A 21,647-nucleotide genomic window follows, 5' to 3' on the forward strand; every position below is an offset into this window, starting at 1 on the left:
TTGGATTAAGGTGCGCTTCGGCTTGACAATGACCTTCTCTATCGCATACAACTAAACATGTGAACTATGTCCTCTCGATATAGCTCGGTATGAATTTACCATTGGGATTAATCGAGGTCTCAATGTGTCAAATTAGGAGGGAATTGACCTCCTATTATATTTGAGTAAGGAGAGATACTTTATGGCTTTTGAGCTTCCTAAGCTTCCGTATGACTACGCTGCGTTAGAGCCCTATATTGACGCTCAGACAATGCAATTGCATCACGATAAGCACCATGCAACCTATGTTAACAATCTGAATGCAGCTCTTGAAGGGCATGAATTTGCCAATCTGTCTGCAGAAGATGTGATTCGCCGCATCAATGAGGTTCCGGAGGCCAAACGTACCGCTGTCCGTAACAATGGCGGTGGTCATGTTAACCATACTGCTTTCTGGGAGACAATGACACCTGGTGGCAGTAAAGAGCCTACCGGCGACCTGGCAACAGCGATCAATGCCAAATTTGGTTCCTTCAGCGCTTTCAAAGATGCTTTCAACGATGCTGGTGTCAAACGCTTTGGTTCCGGTTGGGCCTGGCTCATTCTCGATAAAGGTGGCAACCTGGCCATTACATCAACCGCTAATCAGGATAGCCCTCTGCTGGATGGCAATTTCCCACTCCTCGGTAATGATGTCTGGGAGCATGCATACTACCTGAAATATCAGAACCGCCGTCCAGAGTACTTGAGTGCCTGGTGGAATGTTGTGAACTGGGATGTCGTAGCCAAGCGTTATGCTCAGGCCCGTGGACTCTAAAATTCACAACGGTTAAAATAGATTCTTACAAGAAGTAGCCGGCCTCCATTAAGGATGGTCGGCTACTTCTTTTTATTTGCTTAACTCTTCAGGACCTTTTCGAGCACAAATGCCCTTGCTCTGCTTCGCATCGACAAAAATGTTCGTGTGGGGTTGCAGAAAAGTGTCGGCTGAGCCACACGAACATTTTTGTCGATGCCGTAGGCATCAGCCGACATGAATAGTTACACTTGACAGCCCATCTTACGATTTTGTACACTAACTCAAATTAAACCAGATCACAATACACACACTTCTAGATAGGCACATTCACGTATGCGAGAAGTTGATTTATCATTTCTATGTGAACTGGCGCGCAATTCGGATTATCCACTGGTACAACATGAGCTGGAAAGTTTGCAAAATAACCAGCAACTCCTGAGAAGGTCCACAGCTATCGTCATCTTGCTAGGCGGCAAGGCTGGCCGACTGGGTGAGTGCGTTGTAGGAACAGCATTGCTTGAGGGCACCCTACGACTTCTGCGCGTCCTGAATAAAGAAGGTATCTCTGTTCAGATTATGATCGACCAGAGATCATTAGACCTCTTTCAAGAGGAAAATTATCAGCAGGCATACTGGCCAGAGATTAGTCTGCAAGGTATGGAAGCACCACTTGATCCCAGATCAATTTTATCTCTACTTACCAGCCTGCACGATAATGCACATCTTCTGGTACTGGATTTCCATGGGGCGCATGATGGAATGCCATATTATGCGCACAAACAAACAGATCATGGCTCAATCGATATACTGGGTAACCTGTTCCGTGTCGGGGTTCGCAACTACTCCCAACGTGGTCCAGAACATCGCTATGCCGCATTTCTTGCTGATCTTTTTGCCCTTAAAGAGCTTAGTATGGATAGCACAACCATTCAACCGCATCTCCGACTCACTATCGAAGATGAGCAACAACTAAAGGCTTATCCACTTGATCCTGCGGCGATCACAATTATCTGCTTCTTTCAATCCGTCGTGCTGGCCAAATGTTATGAGCTCTGGGATGAAGTTATGCAATTGTTATGTGAACACATAGCTCGGGAACAACCAGGCCAAAAATTGGAATTTGTCATTGCCTGTGGGCCTGATGAGGGTCTGCCTGATGGCTTTAAAAAATCAGATATAGCCGATTGGCTACAGGACTTCACGGGAGTCGCGGATAATGCTCGCGTCAAAATCTATAGTACCGCCACTCTGCGCGATCTAGCTGTCCTTACCAGCCACGCTACCCTGGCTCTCTCAGATGATACAGGACCTGGACATATTGCCGGGGCTCTGGGGATTCCGGTGATCATCCCCTTCCTACCTGGCAATGTCTACGCCAAAGACATATGGTCTTCTACCCTCTATCACCATGGCATCACCATTGTGCCTAATCCATATAGCACTCAACAAATCGAAGCGGCCGTCATCTGGGGTCATACCGATATTATTGACAGCATTCCACCTGCCGAACTCTATAAAACGGCCATCCCTCACCTACAAAAAAACCACACACGGCAGCAACCAGCCAACCAAACTTTGCGCATTTCTTTATGAAATATCTATACGTCATATATTGACATGCATATATCACTCGATCTACACTAGGGATACCGCGTTGTGTCGGATGGAAGTAGAAGAAGTGAGAAAGGTTGGGTTTATGTTTTCGACACTTAAACACTACATAAAATATCATGTCACATATATCAAGCACCGCATTACATATGTTTTATATGATATGATCAAGACACGCTATGAAGCACAAAGCTGGTCCATCACCCTCGACTGCCCCTCCTGTAGCCATATTATTCCAGTTACAGCCCACTTCTGTGCCTATTGTGGCCGACAAGTACAGAGTGTCGAGGCACACCATAATACATCACACTTACAAAATATAGACACGTTACGGATTGAACAAGTAACAAGTAAGCTGCCCACGAATTGCATGCACGGACGCTTTCTGGCCTATGCCTGGGCAAAAAAATTTCCAACCGGAACGCTACCAATGCTCCCACACCAACCACAAGCGCTGCTGGATCAGACGATGCCGCTACCTCGTCACTAATAGAAGCATGCTTCATTGGTTTTGATGAAAACGTCATTATCTACAGTGGTTGAAGATAGTAACCTTTTTTCGCATCGAGCAGGCATAGTTTTTCAGCAGGTTAGATATTATCAGTAATACGCAACATAGCTATCACCTATCCATGAGATATAGTACTTCTAGCAAATACTATTGACTTATCCACAATGAATGTGGATAAGTGTGGATAAATTATGCTTGAATGTGGATAACTCATGCAAATACCCAATTTTCTTCCATTTACATAAGAAATATTGAAGAATTTTATACAATAAAGTTTATTTTGTCCCAATTACAACTTTTAATATATTTTTCACTTAAATAAATAAGATCTCCTTCCCGCCTGCGGCGGGAGGGGGAAGAGTCGGGGGACACCCCCGCACCCCCGGTAGAAGGGCCGGCGAGGCCCTCCTGCACCTCCTGGCTTTCAAAAGCTCTGCTTTCTGTACAGGACTTTTTCATGTTCACCCAGAGATCGCAGGGAGATCACTAGCAAGCGATCAGATGTACATTGTTTCAGGTGGTGTGGAGAGTGTGTGGTGCGCGGCTGCAGCCGCGCACCACACACTCTCCACACCACCAACCCGGCGCCGCAGGCGCCAAAAAGGAACATGAAAAAGCTCTGCTTTCTGTATATTGAATATTGACAAGAATATATCAGACGCATACAATTTAGCTAAACGTACATGATAACCAACTTATCTGGTAAAGCTCCGAAGCATCAGATTGTAGGAGAAAGGGCCTGACATGCAAAGTACTCCACAGATGCCCGATAGCTCATCTACAGATGGGCAGCCGCAGACCGCTCCTCGTAGCCTGGCGGATGTGATGACCTGGGGTGAACAATTACTTCCACTCTCTTATGTGGCATTGGAAGCGAGTTGGATTTCTATACTCTTGATTGGGCTTGGTCGCTTGCATGTCTTTGGTCTACATCAACCATTTATGCCACTCTGGGCCCCCTTTTTGCTGCTTATAATCTCAACCTGGGGCTCACTTAACTTGCCTGATCAAGCTTTGAAGCAACAAAAAGGCGCGTCACAGAAGCGGCATTCTGGCATCCTTTCACTGACTATCCAATGTGTCTGTAGCCTCTTCATAATCTGGGCCAGCCTCTATAGCTCAACCATTGCATTCTGGAATCCTACCTGGATCGGCCAGCTGTTAACCGACTTTATTCAAATCAATGGACAATCCTTTACAATAGTTGGTATCTTGCTGATGTGCTATATCCTGTGTCGTCGTGGTATCCACATTGCCCGCTACCTGATCGAACCCGAAGGGACAATGCGTGGCATCATCACAGGTGGGATTGTCTCTGTATGTGTTTGTCTGACACCATCAACCTCTGGTCAAGAGCAAGTGTACCTTTTGTTATTGATCTTACTCTTCTTCGTGTGCGCGCTCCTCGCTCGCTCTCTGGCATACGCGATATTTGTACGACAAGAACATCTCAGCGGTCTCCAGGGTAGCAAATTCGCTCAGGACCGCCTGATCACTATCACGGTAGGACTGATTTGCCTGGTATTCGGCGTCCTCACATTGCTCCTGGGCGCTACCATTAGCCCCTCTCTGCTGGCTGTAATCCAACAATCGCTCTCACCATTAGGAACACTCTATAATGGCTTTGCTTATGGCCTTGCCTGGTTTATGACCCTGCTGGTCAGATGGATTCCCATCGATCCCAATTTCAAATTTTCTCTGCCAAAATTAAACAGACACCAGCCACCAGTTCCACCACCAAGCATGACCTCACATAATCAAGTTTCACCAGAGATGCAAACTCTGGGGGGAACGATATCGATCATACTTTTCATCGTGTTTATCATAGCCCTTGTCTGGATAGTTACCATTCTGCTACGCAAACGTAGAGGGAGGAAAACTCGCCAATTCGATCTACATGAAAGTCTCTGGTCCTGGCAACTTTTCTGGACACAATTCAAGGCATTCCTGTTGTCTCTCTGGCATCGTCTGAGAGCGTCCAAAAAGGTGAATGCGGAACAGGTAGTAGTAGAAAGGGCTGAAGAGGGGGAGACGGCGGTTAAACGCGATATACGCGCCATTTATCGGGCGTTCTTACAGTGGAGTGCCGGTCGCGGCTATGCACGGCAACGAGATGAGACACCATTTGAGTTTAAGCGGCGGTTGGATCTACCATTAGTGGATTTTGAACCGGAGATTCAGGTGGTGACAGAAGTGTATACGGCGGCTCGCTATGGGCAGACATCACCCGGGGATCAGGATGTGGAACGGATGCAACAAAACTGGATGAGCTTGCAGCAAAAATCTCATCAGCAAAGAGAATAGGGATATTTGATAGACCAGCTAGCCCTATTCTCTTTGCAAGACACCACCAGCTACATGATAGCGATGGGCGCGCTGCAACATGTCCCTGGGAAAACCTTCTAGATCGGTTGAAGTTAGCATGACCTGTTCATAGTTAGCTACCTGACCAAGTAGATACTCTCGACGCGAAGCGTCCAATTCACTAAAAACGTCATCTAACAATAGAATGGGTTGATCACCCGTACTGCTATGCATAAAGGTTAGCTCGGCTAGCTTGGCTGAGAGGGCCGCGGTGCGTTGCTGACCACGCGAACCGTACGAGAGCATATTCACGCCGTTCACCAGAAATTCCAGCTCATCACGATGTGGTCCACGCAGGCAGACACCTTGAAGGATCTCTTTTTTGCGCACATCCCGCAATTGCTCGCGATAATGTCCAATGGCATCGGACAGACCCCATTCAGCATCCACGTGGAAGGATGGTCGATAAATAATCTGGAGTTGCTCACGGCCACCACTGATTGCATGCTGGAAGTCGTTTGCGTGTGCATTCAGTGCATCAACCATGCGCCGGCGCTCATAAATGATCTGATTTGCAAGCTGAGTCAACTGCTCATCCAGATAATTGAGCATGGCAGGATCTTCCTGATGATCGCGAATACGCTTCAGAAGAGCCGAGCGCTGGGCGACAATCTTACGATACTTGACCAGAGCCACACTATAGCGTGGCTGCACCTGGCAGAGAGCCCGATCAAGAAAACGCCGCCGCTCATCCGGTCCACCATCGACCAGATGAAGATCCGAGGGCGCGAATAAGACCACCTTCAGTTGTCCGATCAGATCGATGGTACGCTTAGGAACTCCATTGACTTTATAGCGCTTACGTGGCGCATGGGCGGGCAACTCAATACTACGATGTTGAACAGAGCCGCCGCTAGCCTCTGCAAAGACCGGTGGAGAAGGATCCACAACCAGCACTTCCAATTGTACTTTGTCCTCATTGCGCTGCACTGTGCCCTTCAAACGGGTAATATGATCCTGGGCCGACCAGTTTACTACTTCGCGATCACTTGATGCGTGAAACGAGGTCGCGGTCGCCAGCATACTAACCGCTTCCAGGAGATTTGTTTTGCCTTGCGCGTTATCTCCGTAAAAAAGAAAGAGGCCGGGTTCTAGTGATAGTTCTAGTTCTTTATAATTTCGAAAATCAGATAAAAAGAGGTGAGAAAGATACATGCACCCATCCGTGGAGATTTCTATTAGTGACAAACAAAGGGTAGGTTGAGGGGCTGCCTCTTCCTGATTCCTTATTCTTTTCAGATTGGTTGATGTGGGAAGTTTGTGTGTTGTTTCCCACTTTTGTACTGTTGTGGTTCTGGTTTTTGGGTTTCCAGCCGCCTGCGGCGGCGGGAAAGGGAGAGGAGGCCGGGGCGCAGCCCCGGACCCCAGGTTAAGGGCTGCCGCCCTTAACAATCCCGCTTCTTGTTAACGGGGTGGCTGCCGCCCTTAACAATCCCACTTCTTGTTAATGGGGTGGCTGCCGCCCTTAACAATCCCGCTTCTTGTTAATGGGGTGGCTGCCGCCCTTAACAATCCCACTTCTTGTTAATGGGGTGGCTGCTGCCCTGAATAATCCCGCTTCCCGTTAGCGGTTGGTGCTCATTGGCATGATGACGTAAGTATATTCGGCGGCGCTGACGGGTTTGACGACGCCTGGACGGGCGGCTGAGGTGACTTCTAGTGCGACCTCGGGTGTGTCGAGGATAGCCAGGACGTCGCCCAGGTATTTGACGTTGAAGATGATCTCTTGCTCTGGACCGTCGACGGCTGCGTTGATGGTGGTGACGTTGTTACCAATATCTTCTGCTGTCGCTTCAAGGGTGAGGGAACCAGCACCACTTTCTGTGCCTTCACCGCTCGAAATTTTGATGCGGGTGATGTTTGAACTATCACGAGCAAATGGGGTGACGGTCTTGACGGCTGCCGCGAATTCTTTAGTCTCGACGACCGCACGGGTGGTGTGCTCTTTCGGGATGGCCGCTTTGATGTTGGGGAAGGTTCCTTCAATCAAACGTGAGACCAGGTCGATATGTTCTGTGTGGAAAAGGACCTGGCTACGGTTGGGCGTGACGACCATCTGAACTGCTCCATCGGAGGGCAGGATACGAGCCAGTTCGCTCAATGTACGAGCAGGGATTAAGATGCTGTTATGACTCGCCGTATGTCCAGGCAGAGGGGCCAGGCGTAAAGCCAGGCGGAAGGCATCAGCGGCCGCGAACGAGACTTGCTCATTAGCGACTTCAACCAGGACACCCGTCAACACAGGACGTGAATCGTCGTCAGCGGCGGCAAAAACGACCTGGGCAATCATCTCTTTGAGCGAACCTGCATCCAGAATAATTGGCTCTTCATCACCTTCCGCGCTGGGAATCAATGGGAACTCCGATGGATCCATGCCCTTGATGTTGGCGTTACTGCCGGTGCTCTTTACATTGACATCATTGCTCTCTTCTACCACCGTCAATTCGACCTGACCCGGACGTAAGCTATTCACCAGATCGGTAAAGGTTTTGGCAGGGACGGTTGTCGTACCATCTTCCGCAATCTGAGCGTCAATCAGACAGTTGATGCCAATCTCCAGATTTGTGGCAGAAAGCTTCAAACGACCCTGATCAGTCGTCAATAAAATATTCGCCAGGATAGGGAGTGTGCTCCGGCTTGAGACGGCGTGACTTACAATAGAAAGACCACGGCTCAAATCCTGTTGTTTACATGTGATTTTCACGAAAGAAATTCCTCCAGACACAACCAAAACGCAGACATTTCCACGCTAGTATAGCGCATATTGAACACAATTGTAAACGCGACAGATTCAGGGCAGGGCTTTTTCATGTTCCTTTTTGGCGCCTGCGGCGCCGGGTTGGGGGTGTGGAGTGTGCGTGGTGCCCGGCCGCGGCCGGGCACCACGCACACTCCACACCTGAAATAATGTACATCTGATCACTAGCAAGTGATCTTCCTGTTTGAGTGGTGTGGGAGGCACCCGCAGGCGCCTCCCACACCACTCAAACAGAGGCGAGCGCCGAAGGCGCGAGGTGTCAGGCAAAATATATGTTTCCAATTGAAGCTAAGCATAAAACTAGACGAGATAAAGATATAAGAACCAGACGAACGAGATCAAATGATAATCAGAGAAAACAGAACCATAGTCCTATCAATCCAGCAAAAGCTGAGAATGAAACATACACACAGAGTCATGTGGTGTTATAATACATTTATCTACGCAGGGAGGCCCGTTTCCTCGCGTTCATATTAGCAAGGGGCCACCGCTGTACGCAGTGTTGTTACAGAGAGATGAGGGGGATGATGCTTCCATGGCAAAAAAAATTCTGATAATGGATGATGATCCAACAATCGCCGATTTACTAACTGAGGCCCTGGCAGACGAAGGTTATGAAACATTCATGACCACTCAGAGTCTACGCTTCTTTGACGCGGTTCGCGAGCACCAGCCCGACCTCGTTATGTTAGACCTGATGATGCCCTACCTGGATGGGCGCGATGAACTCAAACTAATGGCCATGGCTGTGGATCGACAGATTCCAGTGATTGTGGTCACGGCCTTTCTGGGCGCGGGCAACGAAGAAAAAGAGTTCCGTGAAGCGGGTGTGGCCCATATCGTTTATAAACCGTTTGATCTAGATAAGCTCGTTGAGCTCGTGAAACAAACTATTGGAGAACCTGGGGGAAGAAAAGCATGAGTGCTGCTGCAAGTGCTCCTGTTCGCGTTGCGCTGGATGCAATGGGTGGCGATAAGGCACCCGGTGAGATTGTTCTGGGCGCGGTTCAGGCTGCGCGTGAATATGGTATTGGCGTGTACCTGGTTGGGCGCGAAGAGGTTATTCGAGCCGAACTCGCCAAACATGACACAACTGGACTGGACTTGCCAATCGTCCATACAGATGAAGTAATTGAGATGGATGATCATCCAGCGACCGCTGTACGCCGTAAGAAAAATGCATCTATGCTTCTGGCTTTACAGCTGGTACGCGATGGGAAAGCACTGGGGGCCGTTTCAGCCGGTAACAGTGGCGCGATGATGGCGGCCTCCCTCTTTACCCTTAAACGTCTTCCGGGTGTCGATCGGCCTGCTCTCGGCGGCATTTTTCCGACGAAAGATAATCCCTGTCTGGTCATAGATATGGGCGCGAATACAGACTGTAAGCCAGAGTACCTGCAGCAGTTTGCCTTGATGGGTTCGATTTATATGGAGCGTATCTTCAATGTACGCTCTCCCCGTATTGGTCTACTGGCCAATGGAGAAGAAGAATCTAAAGGGGATCAACTGGTTATCGAGACTCATCAATTGTTAAAGCGGAGCGCTTCAATGATGGGCTTGAATTTTATTGGCAATGTCGAAGGACGTGATATTCCTGCTGGTGCCGTCGATATCGTGGTCTGCGATGGTTTCGTCGGCAATGTGGTCCTGAAGCTAAGTGAAGGTCTGGCTGAAACGCTGCTAGGTCTGATACGTGCCCAGATGACCAGTTCGCTTATAAATAAACTGGCCGCCGCCATCCTGCTCCCTGGATTGCGTAAGGTGTTTAAGCGGCTGGATTATGCTGAGTATGGCGGTGTACCGCTATTGGGTATTAATGGTTCAGCGATTATTTCACATGGCCGTTCAAATGCTAAGGCGATTAAGAACGCGTTGCGCGTAGCTCGCCAGACGGCCGAGACTGGTGTTGCTCAGGCTATTGCCGAAGGCTTGACGCGCCTGGAGGAGGCTTCGAAGGCTGAGGAACAGCCTCAAGCCGAGGTCTAAAGTAATAATGACGCCTTGCGCCTGGGGCGCTCGCTTGTTTTGTAGGGCAGAAAATGCAGAGGTGGTCGCGACCACCTCTGCATTTTCTGCCCTACAAAACAACTGGTATGTGGAATACTTGTCCATGGCCTTTATCAAGCATCAGGCTTTAAAGCAGTAGCCTTCGCCACGGACCGTTTGGATGAGTTGGGGATGGGCGGGATCTTCTTCTAATTTTTGGCGTAGCCAGCGCATATGCACATCTACGGTTCGTGACCCTTCTACGTGCTCGTACCCCCATACCTGCTTCAAAAGTTGTTCTCGCGAAAGGACAACGCCTGGATTATGAACCAGATAGAGAAGGAGATCAAAGAGGATCGGCTGATGTAGCTCGATCAGACGATTGTTATAAGTAACTGTATGGCGGTCTACATCAATACAGAGTCCATTGATCGTCAGCGTTTGACCCTCAGTGTAGATCATCTTCTTACGCGTTCCCTGGCGGGGTAAGGATTTTTGGTGACTTCTACGCTTACCACTGCGTACCAGGGTATGTACGCAGGCCAACAGTTCATCCCACCAGATTGGTTGGACGATATAATCATCAATATGTACCGAAGAATATTCAATGCGGGTGATTTCGATAGCGCTGTGCACCAATAGCAGTAAAGCCGTCTGGGCTAAACTGGTTTCGTTGCGCAATTGTTGACAGATAGCAAAGCCATCCGCATGGCACAATCCTGATTCAAAGATGATCAAGGATGGTTCGATCTGGCGCGCAAGCTCAACCACCATGTCAGGCTGCTCCATAGCGTGAACCACATACGTTTCAGCCTGTAATCTGCTAACAATCTCCAGGCGCACCTGTTCATTTTGCACTACAACAAAGATAGTTCGTGACATAGCTCAGTTCCTTGCGACAAAACGCTCAACGCAGGCAAACCGTAGCGATGAGGAAATCAGGATCGGAATACATAACCTACACCGCGTACAGTTTGAATGAGCTTAGGATTAGCAGGATCTTCTTCGAGCTTTTCACGTAACCAGCGCACATGTACATCCACAGTACGTGTATCGCCCGCGTAATCATAGCCCCACACATTGTGTAGCAGCTGATCACGCGTCAGAACAGTACCGCGATTACGCACCAGGTAGGTCAAGAGATCAAACTGTTTGGGCTGCAACTCTAAATCCTGCCCACGACAATTAACCCGCCGACCAGCTTGATCAATGGTCAAAGGTCCAGCCGTCAACATACTACGTGGGGGTACGATGCCTGCGTTATCAGCAGAGTCTTGTGCTGAAGTGGAAGCGCCATGTGGAGCCGGATAGTCAACCCGTCGTAACAAAGCACGCACACGGGCTAATAATTCGCGACGTCCAAATGGTTTCGTCACATAATCATCTGCCCCAACCTCCAAACCCACCACTTTATCGATTTCCTCACCTTTAGCAGTCAACATAATGATAGGCACAGTTGCGGTACGATCATCGCGCCGCAACTGTCGACAGACTTCTAATCCATCCATACCCGGTAACATAATATCAAGAACAATCAGATCTGGACTCTCCTTGCGAGCGATATCCAGAGCACTCATCCCATCCATAGCCGTAACTACCAGGTAGCCCGATTGTTCCAGATTATAGGCGATAGCTTCGATTAAGACCGCTTCATCATCCACAACAAGTATTTTACGCACCACAGCAGCCTCCTGGCCGGTTGATCTTATCCGAAGCGTCCACTGATATAATCTTCCGTTTCCTTCTGATGTGGGTGCGAGAACAGATCAACGGTTGGTGAGCTTTCAATCAACTTGCCACTAAGGAAAAAGCTTGTGAAGTGCGAGACACGTGATGCCTGCTGCATATTGTGCGTCACAATCACAATGGTATATTCCTTCACCAGGTCCGTAATCAATTCTTCAATCTTCAATGTTGCAATAGGATCCAGAGCAGAAGCGGGCTCATCCATCAGCAGAACCTCAGGCTGTACAGCCAGGGCGCGTGCGATACATAAGCGCTGCTGCTGACCACCTGAAAGACCCAATGCCGAACTATTTAAGCGATCCTTGACTTCATCCCAGAGGGCTGCCCCACGCAGGCTGGTCTCGACACGCTCGTGAATAAACTTCTGTGATTTTCCCTGGACCTTTAAACCGTAGGCGACATTTTCAAAAATGGACTTTGGAAAAGGATTTGGACGCTGGAAAACCATACCAATGCGCTGGCGTAGCAATACAACATCTGTTTTTTTATCGTAGATATTGCTGCCATCAAAAAGTGCTTCACCTTCAATACGCGTGCCTGGAATCAGATCATTCATGCGATTCAATGTGCGTAAGAAAGTCGATTTACCACACCCCGAAGGTCCAATTAAAGCGGTAACCTGCTTCTCGCGGATTGGCAGAGAGACATCATATAATGCCTGCTTCGCACCATAAAAGAAATTTGTATTGCGCACATCAATCCTGAGGTTCGCATCGGTATTCAAAGTCTTTGTGGGATCAAAACTGCCCATGTGTCGAGCGGCATCGGATACTTCTGGCGTTTGATCCGCCGGCAACTGATCCGCAGGCTGATCTGTCTCTTGCATAGGGCTAACCTTATAATTGCCTGGAGCTAAACGCGTTCCATCCTGGCGTTGATTCTCCATCACTACTCCTTATAATTCACTGAATATATTTTGTCTAATGCTGCTAGACCAGTGGATATTCTTTATGCAATGGGATCGCGGCATCTACGATCAAACGATCATCGACAACAATCAGTCGAATATAGCGTCCTGCCAGAGCTTTGCTGATAAAATAGGGGCGTCCCTCATAAGAGATATGGCCACTACGAGCAACTTTGCGCGAATAGATATTCGCACCTTCAGGCAGAGCCATGGTTTCAGCCGGGCTACTCACTGAAAGATTTATCATTTTCTGATCCTCACTCTTCGTGTGTTTTTCGACATACTTTGCATAAATGCTTCTTACGGCCATCACACATCACTAAGCGTTAAGCACCCATGACTCGGCGCTGGATCAAACGTCCAAGCCCACGTGAGCCAAGGTTGATCACCAGTAGAATGATAATAAGCAGTGCCGCAGATCCAGCCGAAACAGCATCAGCGACAGGTTCTGGCACGGTTCCCGCACCGACCGTTTTTAAGAACCAGATATGGATAGTCAGATTATCGGTACTAACAAAAGGACTAAGGGTGTAAACATTCGAGGGATTTGAAGATCCCATGGTAAAGATCAGGGCAGCCGCCTCGGCGATCACTTTACCGGCTGATAAAATCACACCTGTAATGATACCTGGTAGGGCGGAAGGTAACACCACGGTGCGGATCATATGCCACCTACTAGAGCCCAGGGCCAGGCCACCCTCGCGTTGCTCACGAGCGACAGAAACCAGGGCATCCTCAAAAAGTCGCAGGGCAACGGGAAAGTTCAGACAGAGCAAGGTCAGAATACCCGAGAGACGACTGAGACCAAAGCCAAGGACACTGGCAAAGACCAGGTAACCAAACAGACCTAAAACCAGCGAAGGCACACCAGCCAGCGTCTCAGCCGCAAAATGGATCGTCGTCACTAGCGGTCCCTGACGTGCATACTCCACCAGATAGATAGCAGCCGCCAGGGCCATCGGCACCAGGATGATCTCAGAGAAAACCAGGAGATAGATTGTATTGAAAATCTGCGGACCAACAACACCGATACCATCGCTACCATAAAAGTTAGGATTGATCATATAGGGAACACCATCAATTAACAACTTGACGATGATCGCCACGAACAACAATGCACCTAATCCAGTAGCAATGGCGAGAATAGCACTTGCAATACCATTTTTTGTATGGAGCTGGCGTGCCAGTTTTTGCAGCGACTCGACACGCTGTCGCTCCTCAACCGAAGAGGTAGCCGCCGAAACCTGTTGCTGAGTACTCATTTGAACACACTCCTACTGGCAATATAGCGGCTCAAGCAGATAAACAAGAACGAAATGATCAGCAGGACAAAGCCTAGCATAAAGTAGCCATTGCGTTCAGTTCCGGAGGCTTCGCTAAAGTAGTTCAAAATAGCATTGGTGATATTAATATTTGGTTGAAAGAACCAGCCAAGCGAAAATGAGCCTTCAGGCAAATGTGTATCACCTTGTAGCACCATACCCACCGCCAACGCCTCACCGATAGCACGCGCCATACCCAGTACTACGGCCGTTGCCAGACCAGCCGAGGCCGCAGGCAAGACAGCATCTTTCATCATCTGCCAGCGTGTGGAACCAAGAGCCAGGCTCGCTTCACGCACACTCTCAGGCACGGCGTCCAGAGCATCGATCGAAACACTCACCACAGTCGGTAAAATCATCACAACCAGGATTAATGTGGCTGCACCCCAACCTACACCAGCATTAGCCGCACTCGGCGCGATCGGAGCCGCCAGCTTTGTTAACCAGGGCACCAGCACAATCAAACCAAGGAAACCAATCACCACCGAAGGCATACCAGTAAAAACTTCTAATATTGGTCGCAGCAAGGCATTCACCCATTTGGGAGCCATCTCAGTCATATAGAGGGCCATGCCAAACGCCAGCGGAGTGACGATAATAGTTGAGAGAAGGGTAGTTACTACCGAACCTAAAATGAAGCCGAGCGCTCCATAACTAGGAACATCATCCGTAGGGGCCCAGTTGGTACTGGTAAAAAAGTTTTTAGCTGCTGGATCCTGGAACATACGTAAACCGTTGAAACCCAGGAAGATAAAAATACCAAAGATGATGGCGACAATTAAGATCGCACAGACTAAGAAGACGCCATGTGCAATCTGATCGCTTAAACGACTGCGCCGGGTTTGTATGCTGCGAGTATCTTTCACAGCCTCGGCCTTCACACTGTTTGCTGCCACAATGCACTACTCCTTACCTGAAAAACACTCTTAAGACATTCTGTTATCACATATGTTCCCCGGAACAGTCTATGAAGACCATTCCAGGGACCAGAAGGTTTGCGATAACTAACTTTAGCTATCTGTCTGTGCTTAGGCTTTAGGGGTCTTAGCAGTAATGGCATCTGATGAGATCGAGCTAAGATCCAGGAAACCGTATTGCTGGCGCAGGGAAGCAGCATCAGCGCCCTTTACAAAATCGATGAAGGATTTTGCCAGGCCGGTTGCAGCACCTTTGGTGTACATGTGCTCGATATTCCAGAACTTGTAGGCATTGCTCTTCACGTTGTCTGCGGTAGCTTCCTGGCCATCGATTTTAACAACGGTCAGGCTGTTCTTCTTAGCGAAGTCAACGGTGTCATAAGAGATCGAACCAGTTTTCTTCGAAACGTTGGAAGCAACGTCGCCGGAGGTCTTGGCTGTGCTATGGCTTGCACCGCTCACGCTCTCTTTGGTACCACCCAGAACATATTTTTCGAAGGTGTTGCGAGTACCGGAACCGTCAGGGCGGCTGATCACAGAGATCTGCAGGTCAGGACCTTTGACTTCTTTCCAGTTGGTGATTTTACCAGTGAAGATGCCTTTGATCTGGTCGGATGTCAGATCGGTTACACCAGTGACGTCTTTGTTGACGATAACTGCAAAGACAACAACAGCAACCTGATTATCGGTCAGATCTTTGTACTCTGGATTTTTGGTCAGGCTCACAAAGCTATCGGAGTTACCAACCTGCAGGCTACCTTCGTGAACGCCTTTCAGACCAGCGCCACTACCAGTTAACTGGGTTGTGATACTAGAACCGGAACATTTATCCTGATAGGTTTTCGCTGCAGCCTGAACCAGGGGTCCCAGAGCTGTCGAACCACCGGTACCGAGATTGCCTTTTTCACAAGCGATGTTGCTTGCGGTTGTTGTAGCAGCGGTTGTAGCAGCTGCTGTAGGTGTGCCACCAGCACCAGCAGTAGTATCAGAACCACATGCAGTCATCAAAACACTCAGCATTGCCAAAGCAGTCAGTATAATTGCAATGCGCCACTTAGTTAACATAGATACTCCTAACTCTCCTAATACGAGTCATGATATTAATTTGCGCAGGAAATAAAGTGAAGGATTCTATAATTAGAATTTCTTCATCGGTAGTCGTCGCATTCATAAATTATCATTGTTGAATTAACCATGCTTTATGGATATGTTAATTTAGTGTTAAAATTCATCCATCCATAAAAATGAATCCTTTTTCCTTGCGAGAGAACAGGCTCTGGCAAGGAAAAAGGATTTATTTGACACGCTGAGGGTATGCTAGCGTTTATTGAGGGGATTGATCATGCTGGAGTTTTTTCTGGCGTTTGGCGGCTCCGCCTAACTTACCAATGCGGCTATAAAAATCAGGATCCTGGCGCGACTTGGTGGTATTTCCACCCTTCTTCCCCATCATCGAAAAGTGTTGAATACCATATTTGTTAACATTGGCTTGCCCACCCTTCTGGGCAATTTCGCGGTAGTAATCACTGCCACGTTTCTCTTTAAGAGAAATTCCTCCTTTTTTTCCGATACGGCGATAATAGTCTTCTCCATAGAGATCGCGTACCGTACTTCCTCCCTTTCGACCAGCTTCAGACGTTGACATAGGTACGGGTTTCACATCATCTTCAGGCAACATCACACTAACCCCTTTCCCCGGATCGCTACCAGGCAATATGTAGGCGCTTGCACCATTTACACGACACAGCTTTCACCACACTCAATACATCTACATATGTTAAAGCTAAACACCTAAAAAAGTGCTTCTCAGGTAAACATGAATCCGCCTTTAAAGTATAATGCATGTTTTATTATTCTGTCAACGGAAGAATGAATCACTGTTCCTGTTGTACTACTATACCCATCAGAAACTATTCCATTATCTCTTTTAGCGCCTGCGGCGCCAAATTTGAATGTGTGGAGTGTGCTGGTGGTGCGGCTGCGGCCGCACCCCAGCACACTCCACACATAAATACTGTGATTTTGATTACTTGATTAGGGTTTTCCAATAGATGCGCACAAGTACACCAGATTGACCAGTCTCCACCTGTTTGTGATGGTACATCAGATTGACCAGTCTCCACCTGTTTGTGATGGTACATCAGATTGACCAGTCTCCACCTGTTTGTGATGGTACATCAGATTGACCAGTCTCCACCTGTTTGTGATGGAGGGAAGGGCGGCCGCAGCCGCCCTTCCCTCCATCACAAACCTCCAACCTGGCGCCGCAGGCGCCAAAGAGATATTTAAAATAACCCTGTATACCTATCTATAGTGCCATTGGACACAGGAGAGGAAAAACGGTATACTAAAAAAACACATATACATAGCACTTCTCAATTGAGAGGAAGCTCAGGCTCAATTAGCCTGACAGCATGTTTCTGCATAGGGGAGTCAAAAAAGCGGCATGCACGAATCATCTGATCAAGATACCTTCACCACAAATTCATCGTTCCTGACACGGCTTAGAGAGTCATCTGTAGCCTTCCCTTTCAAGGGCTTATTTCATAGCGGACCAGGATTGGTGCCAGTGCCAGTACGCCTACACGGACATGGCCGCGATCCAGAACCTGCACGTTTCCAGATGCAACCCTCGTTGCTATCTCTTGCGCAAGCCTGGCTACGCTATCAACGTATTCAACTACAATGGGATATTGAGCGACGCATTGCCAGGTGGCTACACCGCCGCTGGGGAAATTAAGCACTACAAGTAACACCATCACCCATAGCGATGACGCTGATTATTTCTGCTTACGCGGACGGCGCGAAGAAGCTGGAAGATCCAATCCAAGATCTCCGGTACGACGAATACGCGGGCGCTTGACGTTTTTCACTTCTTCAGCCATATAACCAGGATATTTCTGGGCCGTACGCATATGCTGACGCAAGACCTTCAGCTCTTTAAATTCGATAGAGAGCCGTCGGTACAGATCTTCCCAGATATCCAGAACCTTGACGCGATCATGATTTGAGATGATCTGCAGGCTCTGCTCCCCCATCTTTGCGCGTCGTTCGGCATCCCCCAACAATGTATCAATCTGAACTGCCAGCTCATCACTATCGCCGGGTGTAAATAAGAAACCATTCACATCATGGTGGACCAGTTCGGGCAACGCATAAGAGTTAGCCGCAATCACTGGCAAGCCACAGGCCATGGCCTCCATGGTCGCCAGACTTTGCAGATCAGCCTCAGAAGGAATGACAAACAACTGGGAGCTACGACGCAGTTCTAGCAGATCTTCATCACGCACAAATCCCAGGAAACTTACCCTATCCCCAATACGCAAGGTTTCCACCTGGGCCCGTAGTTCTGCCTCAGCAGGACCAGAACTGACCAGGGCTACATGGGCCTCCGTTTTCATCTTAGCCACTGCATCCAATAAAACGTTTACACGTTTCTCTTCACTCAGACGATTGACATGCAGAATCAATGGACGATCTTCAGGCAGACCAAAACGCTGTAAAACCTGAGGATTGAGCTCGCCAGGCGTGTATTTTTTCAGATCAATGCCATTAGAAATAGCCGCCGCCGGCGCATGGAGTCCATGATCATAGAGCAGATTGAGGGCCGTCGCCGTTGGAGCGGTTACATACTCGCAGCGATTACAAAAGTTGATCAAATAAGAGTACGTTATATTGCTGATATGCTTCCCAATAAAAGGATCTGAGATCAGTGAGCGACTCATGTTAATGGGTAGATAATGATTGGTTGCCACCACAGGTTTACGCAAACCACCGGCCAGGATCTGAGCAATATTTCCCAGCACAATCGGAGAATGAATATGGATAATATCAGGATCGGTGCGCTTGATCAGATTCCTCACCGGCATAAAAGGCAGGAAAGGGATGCGCAATTCTTTATATGTTGGCCACTCAAACGAAGAGAAACGATAGACACGTACCTGCTCTTCCAGCCGGCGTACGTCACGCGCACCATAACTTGGGGCCACCACCCATACCTGATGTCCCCGATTAGCAAAATCTGTTGCCAGGCCATGGGTCACAGCTGGTACCCCCCCCACCATAGGAGGATATTGATCAGTTACAATCATTATACGCATAACTATCGCTCACTTCCCATCATATATAAGCATGTACACTCTAGGATATCACAAACAAGCCTGAGATTGGAGACGATGAACGCAAAAGACAGGCGACCAACTGGTTGCCTGTCTTGGTATTTTTTGGGCTTTTCTTCACACCACTACTCTTCAGTTGCGGCCTCAGACTCAGCATTTTCAGCTTCAGCAGCCTCAGTTGTCCCCTCAGCAGGAGTGGTCTCAGGAATCTCAACACGTGGTGCTGAAATCTTCACGATTGGCTCTTCGGGGTCAGTTACCAGCTTGTATCCGGCTGGCAATTTGACATCCTTAGCATGCAGGGTCGAATCAATATCTGTCAGAGAAGTAATATCTACATCCAGATGCTCAACGATATCGGATGCGGCACACTCAACGGCCAGAGATTCAAGCAGGTGCAGAAGCACGCCACCCTCGACCTTTACGCCAGGAGCCTCACCAACAAAGTTCAGAGGCACCTTCACCTCAAGGCGCTCACGCATGCTGACACGGGTAAAATCCACATGTGTAATGCCACCAGTGACAGGATTGTGCTGGATATGACGCACCAACACAGTCTGAGCAGGAACATCAGGCAAACTTATGGAAAGGACATTGCGCAAGCCATGCGAACGGCGCAAACGATCAAAGGCTATAGCATCAAGCTGAATAGGCATTGATGCTTCCTTGTGTCCATAGATATTCGCAGGGATGAGTCCATCCTTGCGCAAACGCTTGTTGGCTTTACCAACGATAGTTCGTGGCGCTGCTTCTAATACAGTTTTATCTGCCATAACTAACTTCTTCCTCTTTCCAATTTACTAGTTCTCACCAACCATCCAAAAAAGAGGATGCAAGTATCTTTATCGACTACTCAAATTAGAGAACTACTTCTTACTTCTTTTTACGTGGAAGAAAGCCATTAACGCTTCAAAATCCAACGTATTCAGGACATCTTGAGGGCGCAACCATCCCTTGCGTGCGATCCCTATACCATATCGCATATCATCAATTCCTGCAAGTGCATGCGCATCTGGATCAACTGGTATCTTTATACCTTTGTCCCTGGCCTTACGTATATAACGCCAATCTAGATCCAGGCGCGATGGATGGGCATTAATTTCTATACACGTTCCATGTTGCGCCGCCGCTTCAATAACCTGGTCCATATCTAATGGATAACCTGGACGGCCCAACAAAATACGTCCAGTTGAGTGTCCAATAATATCTACATAAGGATTGGCAATGGCGCGCAGCATACGTTGGGTTTGTTCTTCCTGAGAGAGATTAAAGTTGCTATGGATCGAGGCTACGACAAAATCCAGACTGGCCAGCACATCATCAGAAAAATCCAGTTCGCCGTCACGCAGGATATCGCACTCGGTACCTTTGAGGATATGGAAGCGATCACCGAATTCTTGATTAAGCTTGTCGATCTCTTCACCCTGACGCTTTAAAGCCTCCGGATTTAATCCGCCTGCATAGGCTGCGGCACGACTATGATCGGTAAGTCCCAGATAGCTATAGCCATGGGCGATACAAGCTTCGGCCATCTCGCGAATACTGTTCTTCCCATCACTCCAGGTTGAGTGCGCGTGGAGCACACCTTTTAAATCGCTCTCCTTGACCAGTTCTGGCAACGCATGGCGCGCCGCCGCCTCAATTTCACCTGTATCCTCACGCAATTCAGGCTCAATATAATCTAACTGCAAGGCCTGATAAATGTCCGCCTCAGTTTTACAGGGAACCAGCGTCTCCTTACCATCTTCAACTTTAAACAGGCCATAATCATTGATCGTCATATTCATCCCAAGCGCACGCCGGCGCAAAGGAATATGATGCTCACGTGAGCCTGTGAAATGATGCAAGGTATAGGGAAACTGGCTATCACCAACCAGACGCAGATCCATAGCGATACCACTACTCAAAATAACACTGGATTTAGTCTCGCCCTGACCGGTAATGGCCTTGACCGATGGCTGGCTGGTAAAAAATTCCATGATGGCGCGCCGCACATCGCTGCCCGCGTTATCATCCACACTCAACACCATATCAATATCTTTCACCGTCTCACGGCGGCGACGCAAGCTACCTGCAACCTGTAGGCGCACCACGCCAGGCTGCGTAACCAGGGCCTGGCGAATACGTTCCGCCTCTGCTTCCGCCACATCGTATAAATAACGATCCGCATGCTGGCTCAGGAAGCTTAATCCCTGCAAAATCTTATCCTGTGTCTTCTTACCGAATCCGGGTAGATGGGCCACCCGATCATCTTTACAGGCCTGCTCCAGTTCCGCCAGACTGTTCACATGCAATTGCTGATAGATGGTATTGATACGTTTGGGACCTACACCAGGAATACGGCTCATATCCAGTTTAACTTGTGGGGTCTCCGCCACAAGTTCATCATAAAACTGGATATGATCGGTCGTAAAGGCCTCCTCGATGCGTTTGATAATCGTAGAACCCAGACCAGGCGTACCTTTTAACTTCCCTTCACGGACCAGCGTAGCCAGGTCACCATCCAGGGATCCCAGGGCGCGCGCGGCATTTTCATAGGCGCGTATTTCAAAAGTATTACTGCCCTCTTTCAAAGCCAGCAGGACCGCGATTTGTTCCATCAAATTAACAACTTGATTTTTATCCATTA

Annotated in this window: 20 protein-coding genes; 7 read left to right on the forward strand and 13 right to left on the reverse strand. The window is 48.6% G+C overall.

Annotation, left to right across the window (positions count from 1 at the left end; genetic code table 11):
• The first annotated feature begins 181 nt into the window (after positions 1–181).
• The 4 genes from EL633_RS07550 (at position 182) to EL633_RS07565 (ending at position 5,204) form a co-directional block, all read left to right on the forward strand.
• Entirely contained in the window at positions 182–796 is a 615-nt protein-coding gene (locus tag EL633_RS07550; RefSeq protein ID WP_126626602.1) for a superoxide dismutase, read from the forward strand.
• Between the two features lie 315 nt (positions 797–1,111).
• On the forward strand, positions 1,112–2,371 hold the full coding sequence (locus EL633_RS07555) for a glycosyltransferase family 9 protein (protein ID WP_126626603.1): 1,260 nt from the start codon (positions 1,112–1,114) through the stop codon (positions 2,369–2,371).
• Positions 2,372–2,474: 103 nt separating this feature from the next.
• Positions 2,475–2,879, forward strand: a complete 405-nt coding sequence (locus tag EL633_RS07560) for a zinc ribbon domain-containing protein (protein ID WP_126626604.1) — start codon at positions 2,475–2,477, stop codon at positions 2,877–2,879.
• Between the two features lie 765 nt (positions 2,880–3,644).
• Positions 3,645–5,204: a DUF4129 domain-containing protein gene (locus EL633_RS07565; RefSeq protein ID WP_126626605.1), complete on the forward strand. Its 1,560-nt coding sequence runs from the start codon at positions 3,645–3,647 to the stop codon at positions 5,202–5,204.
• 24 nt (positions 5,205–5,228) lie between these two features.
• Here the strand turns inward: EL633_RS07565 and recF are convergent, their stop codons facing one another.
• Both recF and dnaN read right to left on the reverse strand, forming a co-directional pair.
• Entirely contained in the window at positions 5,229–6,419 is a 1,191-nt protein-coding gene (recF, locus tag EL633_RS07570; protein ID WP_126626606.1) for a DNA replication/repair protein RecF, read from the reverse strand.
• 409 nt (positions 6,420–6,828) lie between these two features.
• Positions 6,829–7,968: a DNA polymerase III subunit beta gene (dnaN, locus tag EL633_RS07575; protein WP_161982019.1), complete on the reverse strand. Its 1,140-nt coding sequence runs from the start codon at positions 7,966–7,968 to the stop codon at positions 6,829–6,831.
• 589 nt (positions 7,969–8,557) lie between these two features.
• Here dnaN and EL633_RS07580 point away from each other — a divergent pair.
• Positions 8,558–8,944, forward strand: a complete 387-nt coding sequence (locus tag EL633_RS07580; RefSeq protein ID WP_126626608.1) for a response regulator — start codon at positions 8,558–8,560, stop codon at positions 8,942–8,944.
• A complete protein-coding gene (plsX, locus tag EL633_RS07585) occupies positions 8,941–10,008 on the forward strand; it encodes a phosphate acyltransferase PlsX (protein ID WP_126626609.1) in 1,068 nt (355 codons plus the stop codon). The genes EL633_RS07580 and plsX overlap by 4 nt, the downstream gene beginning before the upstream one ends.
• A gap of 141 nt (positions 10,009–10,149) precedes the next feature.
• On the opposite strand, the gene EL633_RS07590 is transcribed toward plsX, so the two are convergent.
• The 8 genes from EL633_RS07590 to EL633_RS07625 all read right to left on the reverse strand — a co-directional run bounded on the left by EL633_RS07590 (position 10,150) and on the right by EL633_RS07625 (position 16,578).
• Positions 10,150–10,890 (reverse strand): winged helix-turn-helix domain-containing protein, encoded by a 741-nt coding sequence (locus EL633_RS07590; protein WP_126626610.1) that lies wholly within the window; start codon positions 10,888–10,890, stop codon positions 10,150–10,152.
• Between the two features lie 56 nt (positions 10,891–10,946).
• Complete coding sequence (locus EL633_RS07595) at positions 10,947–11,687, reverse strand: response regulator (RefSeq protein WP_126626611.1); 741 nt, start codon at positions 11,685–11,687, stop codon at positions 10,947–10,949.
• 26 nt (positions 11,688–11,713) lie between these two features.
• Complete coding sequence (pstB, locus tag EL633_RS07600) at positions 11,714–12,505, reverse strand: phosphate ABC transporter ATP-binding protein PstB (protein WP_126629368.1); 792 nt, start codon at positions 12,503–12,505, stop codon at positions 11,714–11,716.
• 178 nt (positions 12,506–12,683) lie between these two features.
• Positions 12,684–12,908: a hypothetical protein gene (locus tag EL633_RS07605; protein WP_126626612.1), complete on the reverse strand. Its 225-nt coding sequence runs from the start codon at positions 12,906–12,908 to the stop codon at positions 12,684–12,686.
• 79 nt (positions 12,909–12,987) lie between these two features.
• Positions 12,988–13,923 carry a PstA family ABC transporter permease gene (locus EL633_RS07610; protein ID WP_126626613.1) on the reverse strand — a complete coding sequence of 312 codons (936 nt, stop codon included), beginning with the start codon at positions 13,921–13,923 and terminating at the stop codon, positions 12,988–12,990.
• On the reverse strand, positions 13,920–14,879 hold the full coding sequence (gene pstC, locus EL633_RS07615) for a phosphate ABC transporter permease subunit PstC (RefSeq protein WP_161982020.1): 960 nt from the start codon (positions 14,877–14,879) through the stop codon (positions 13,920–13,922). The genes EL633_RS07610 and pstC overlap by 4 nt, the downstream gene beginning before the upstream one ends.
• Positions 14,880–15,011: 132 nt before the next feature.
• Complete coding sequence (locus EL633_RS07620) at positions 15,012–15,965, reverse strand: substrate-binding domain-containing protein (protein WP_126626615.1); 954 nt, start codon at positions 15,963–15,965, stop codon at positions 15,012–15,014.
• Between the two features lie 259 nt (positions 15,966–16,224).
• On the reverse strand, positions 16,225–16,578 hold the full coding sequence (locus EL633_RS07625; RefSeq protein WP_126626616.1) for a general stress protein: 354 nt from the start codon (positions 16,576–16,578) through the stop codon (positions 16,225–16,227).
• 768 nt (positions 16,579–17,346) lie between these two features.
• Here EL633_RS07625 and EL633_RS07630 point away from each other — a divergent pair.
• The gene (locus EL633_RS07630; protein ID WP_126626617.1) at positions 17,347–17,640 is read left to right on the forward strand and encodes a hypothetical protein; all 294 of its coding nucleotides are present in this window, start codon (positions 17,347–17,349) and stop codon (positions 17,638–17,640) included.
• Positions 17,641–17,680: 40 nt separating this feature from the next.
• On the opposite strand, the gene EL633_RS07635 is transcribed toward EL633_RS07630, so the two are convergent.
• The 3 genes from EL633_RS07635 to polX all read right to left on the reverse strand — a co-directional run bounded on the left by EL633_RS07635 (position 17,681) and on the right by polX (position 21,645).
• Entirely contained in the window at positions 17,681–19,000 is a 1,320-nt protein-coding gene (locus tag EL633_RS07635; RefSeq protein WP_126626618.1) for a glycosyltransferase, read from the reverse strand.
• Between the two features lie 143 nt (positions 19,001–19,143).
• The gene (locus tag EL633_RS07640; protein ID WP_126626619.1) at positions 19,144–19,791 is read right to left on the reverse strand and encodes a 50S ribosomal protein L25; all 648 of its coding nucleotides are present in this window, start codon (positions 19,789–19,791) and stop codon (positions 19,144–19,146) included.
• A 93-nt stretch (positions 19,792–19,884) separates the two neighbouring features.
• Complete coding sequence (polX, locus tag EL633_RS07645) at positions 19,885–21,645, reverse strand: DNA polymerase/3'-5' exonuclease PolX (protein WP_126626620.1); 1,761 nt, start codon at positions 21,643–21,645, stop codon at positions 19,885–19,887.
• Positions 21,646–21,647: the final 2 nt, after the last annotated feature.

Source organism: Dictyobacter alpinus (genome assembly GCF_003967575.1).
Taxonomy (GTDB): Bacteria; Chloroflexota; Ktedonobacteria; order Ktedonobacterales; family Ktedonobacteraceae; genus Dictyobacter; species Dictyobacter alpinus.

Coding starts and splice junctions, on each gene's coding strand:
- EL633_RS07550 (WP_126626602.1), top strand. CDS start 182: ATGGCTTTTGAGCTTCCTAAGCTTCCGTATGACTACGCTGCGTTAGAG.
- EL633_RS07555 (WP_126626603.1), top strand. CDS start 1,112: ATGCGAGAAGTTGATTTATCATTTCTATGTGAACTGGCGCGCAATTCG.
- EL633_RS07560 (WP_126626604.1), top strand. CDS start 2,475: ATGTTTTCGACACTTAAACACTACATAAAATATCATGTCACATATATC.
- EL633_RS07565 (WP_126626605.1), top strand. CDS start 3,645: ATGCAAAGTACTCCACAGATGCCCGATAGCTCATCTACAGATGGGCAG.
- recF (WP_126626606.1), bottom strand. CDS start 6,419: ATGTATCTTTCTCACCTCTTTTTATCTGATTTTCGAAATTATAAAGAA.
- EL633_RS07580 (WP_126626608.1), top strand. CDS start 8,558: ATGGCAAAAAAAATTCTGATAATGGATGATGATCCAACAATCGCCGAT.
- plsX (WP_126626609.1), top strand. CDS start 8,941: ATGAGTGCTGCTGCAAGTGCTCCTGTTCGCGTTGCGCTGGATGCAATG.
- EL633_RS07590 (WP_126626610.1), bottom strand. CDS start 10,890: ATGTCACGAACTATCTTTGTTGTAGTGCAAAATGAACAGGTGCGCCTG.
- pstB (WP_126629368.1), bottom strand. CDS start 12,505: ATGGGCAGTTTTGATCCCACAAAGACTTTGAATACCGATGCGAACCTC.
- EL633_RS07605 (WP_126626612.1), bottom strand. CDS start 12,908: ATGATAAATCTTTCAGTGAGTAGCCCGGCTGAAACCATGGCTCTGCCT.
- EL633_RS07610 (WP_126626613.1), bottom strand. CDS start 13,923: ATGAGTACTCAGCAACAGGTTTCGGCGGCTACCTCTTCGGTTGAGGAG.
- EL633_RS07620 (WP_126626615.1), bottom strand. CDS start 15,965: ATGTTAACTAAGTGGCGCATTGCAATTATACTGACTGCTTTGGCAATG.
- EL633_RS07625 (WP_126626616.1), bottom strand. CDS start 16,578: ATGTTGCCTGAAGATGATGTGAAACCCGTACCTATGTCAACGTCTGAA.
- EL633_RS07630 (WP_126626617.1), top strand. CDS start 17,347: ATGCACGAATCATCTGATCAAGATACCTTCACCACAAATTCATCGTTC.
- EL633_RS07635 (WP_126626618.1), bottom strand. CDS start 19,000: ATGCGTATAATGATTGTAACTGATCAATATCCTCCTATGGTGGGGGGG.
- EL633_RS07640 (WP_126626619.1), bottom strand. CDS start 19,791: ATGGCAGATAAAACTGTATTAGAAGCAGCGCCACGAACTATCGTTGGT.
- polX (WP_126626620.1), bottom strand. CDS start 21,645: ATGGATAAAAATCAAGTTGTTAATTTGATGGAACAAATCGCGGTCCTG.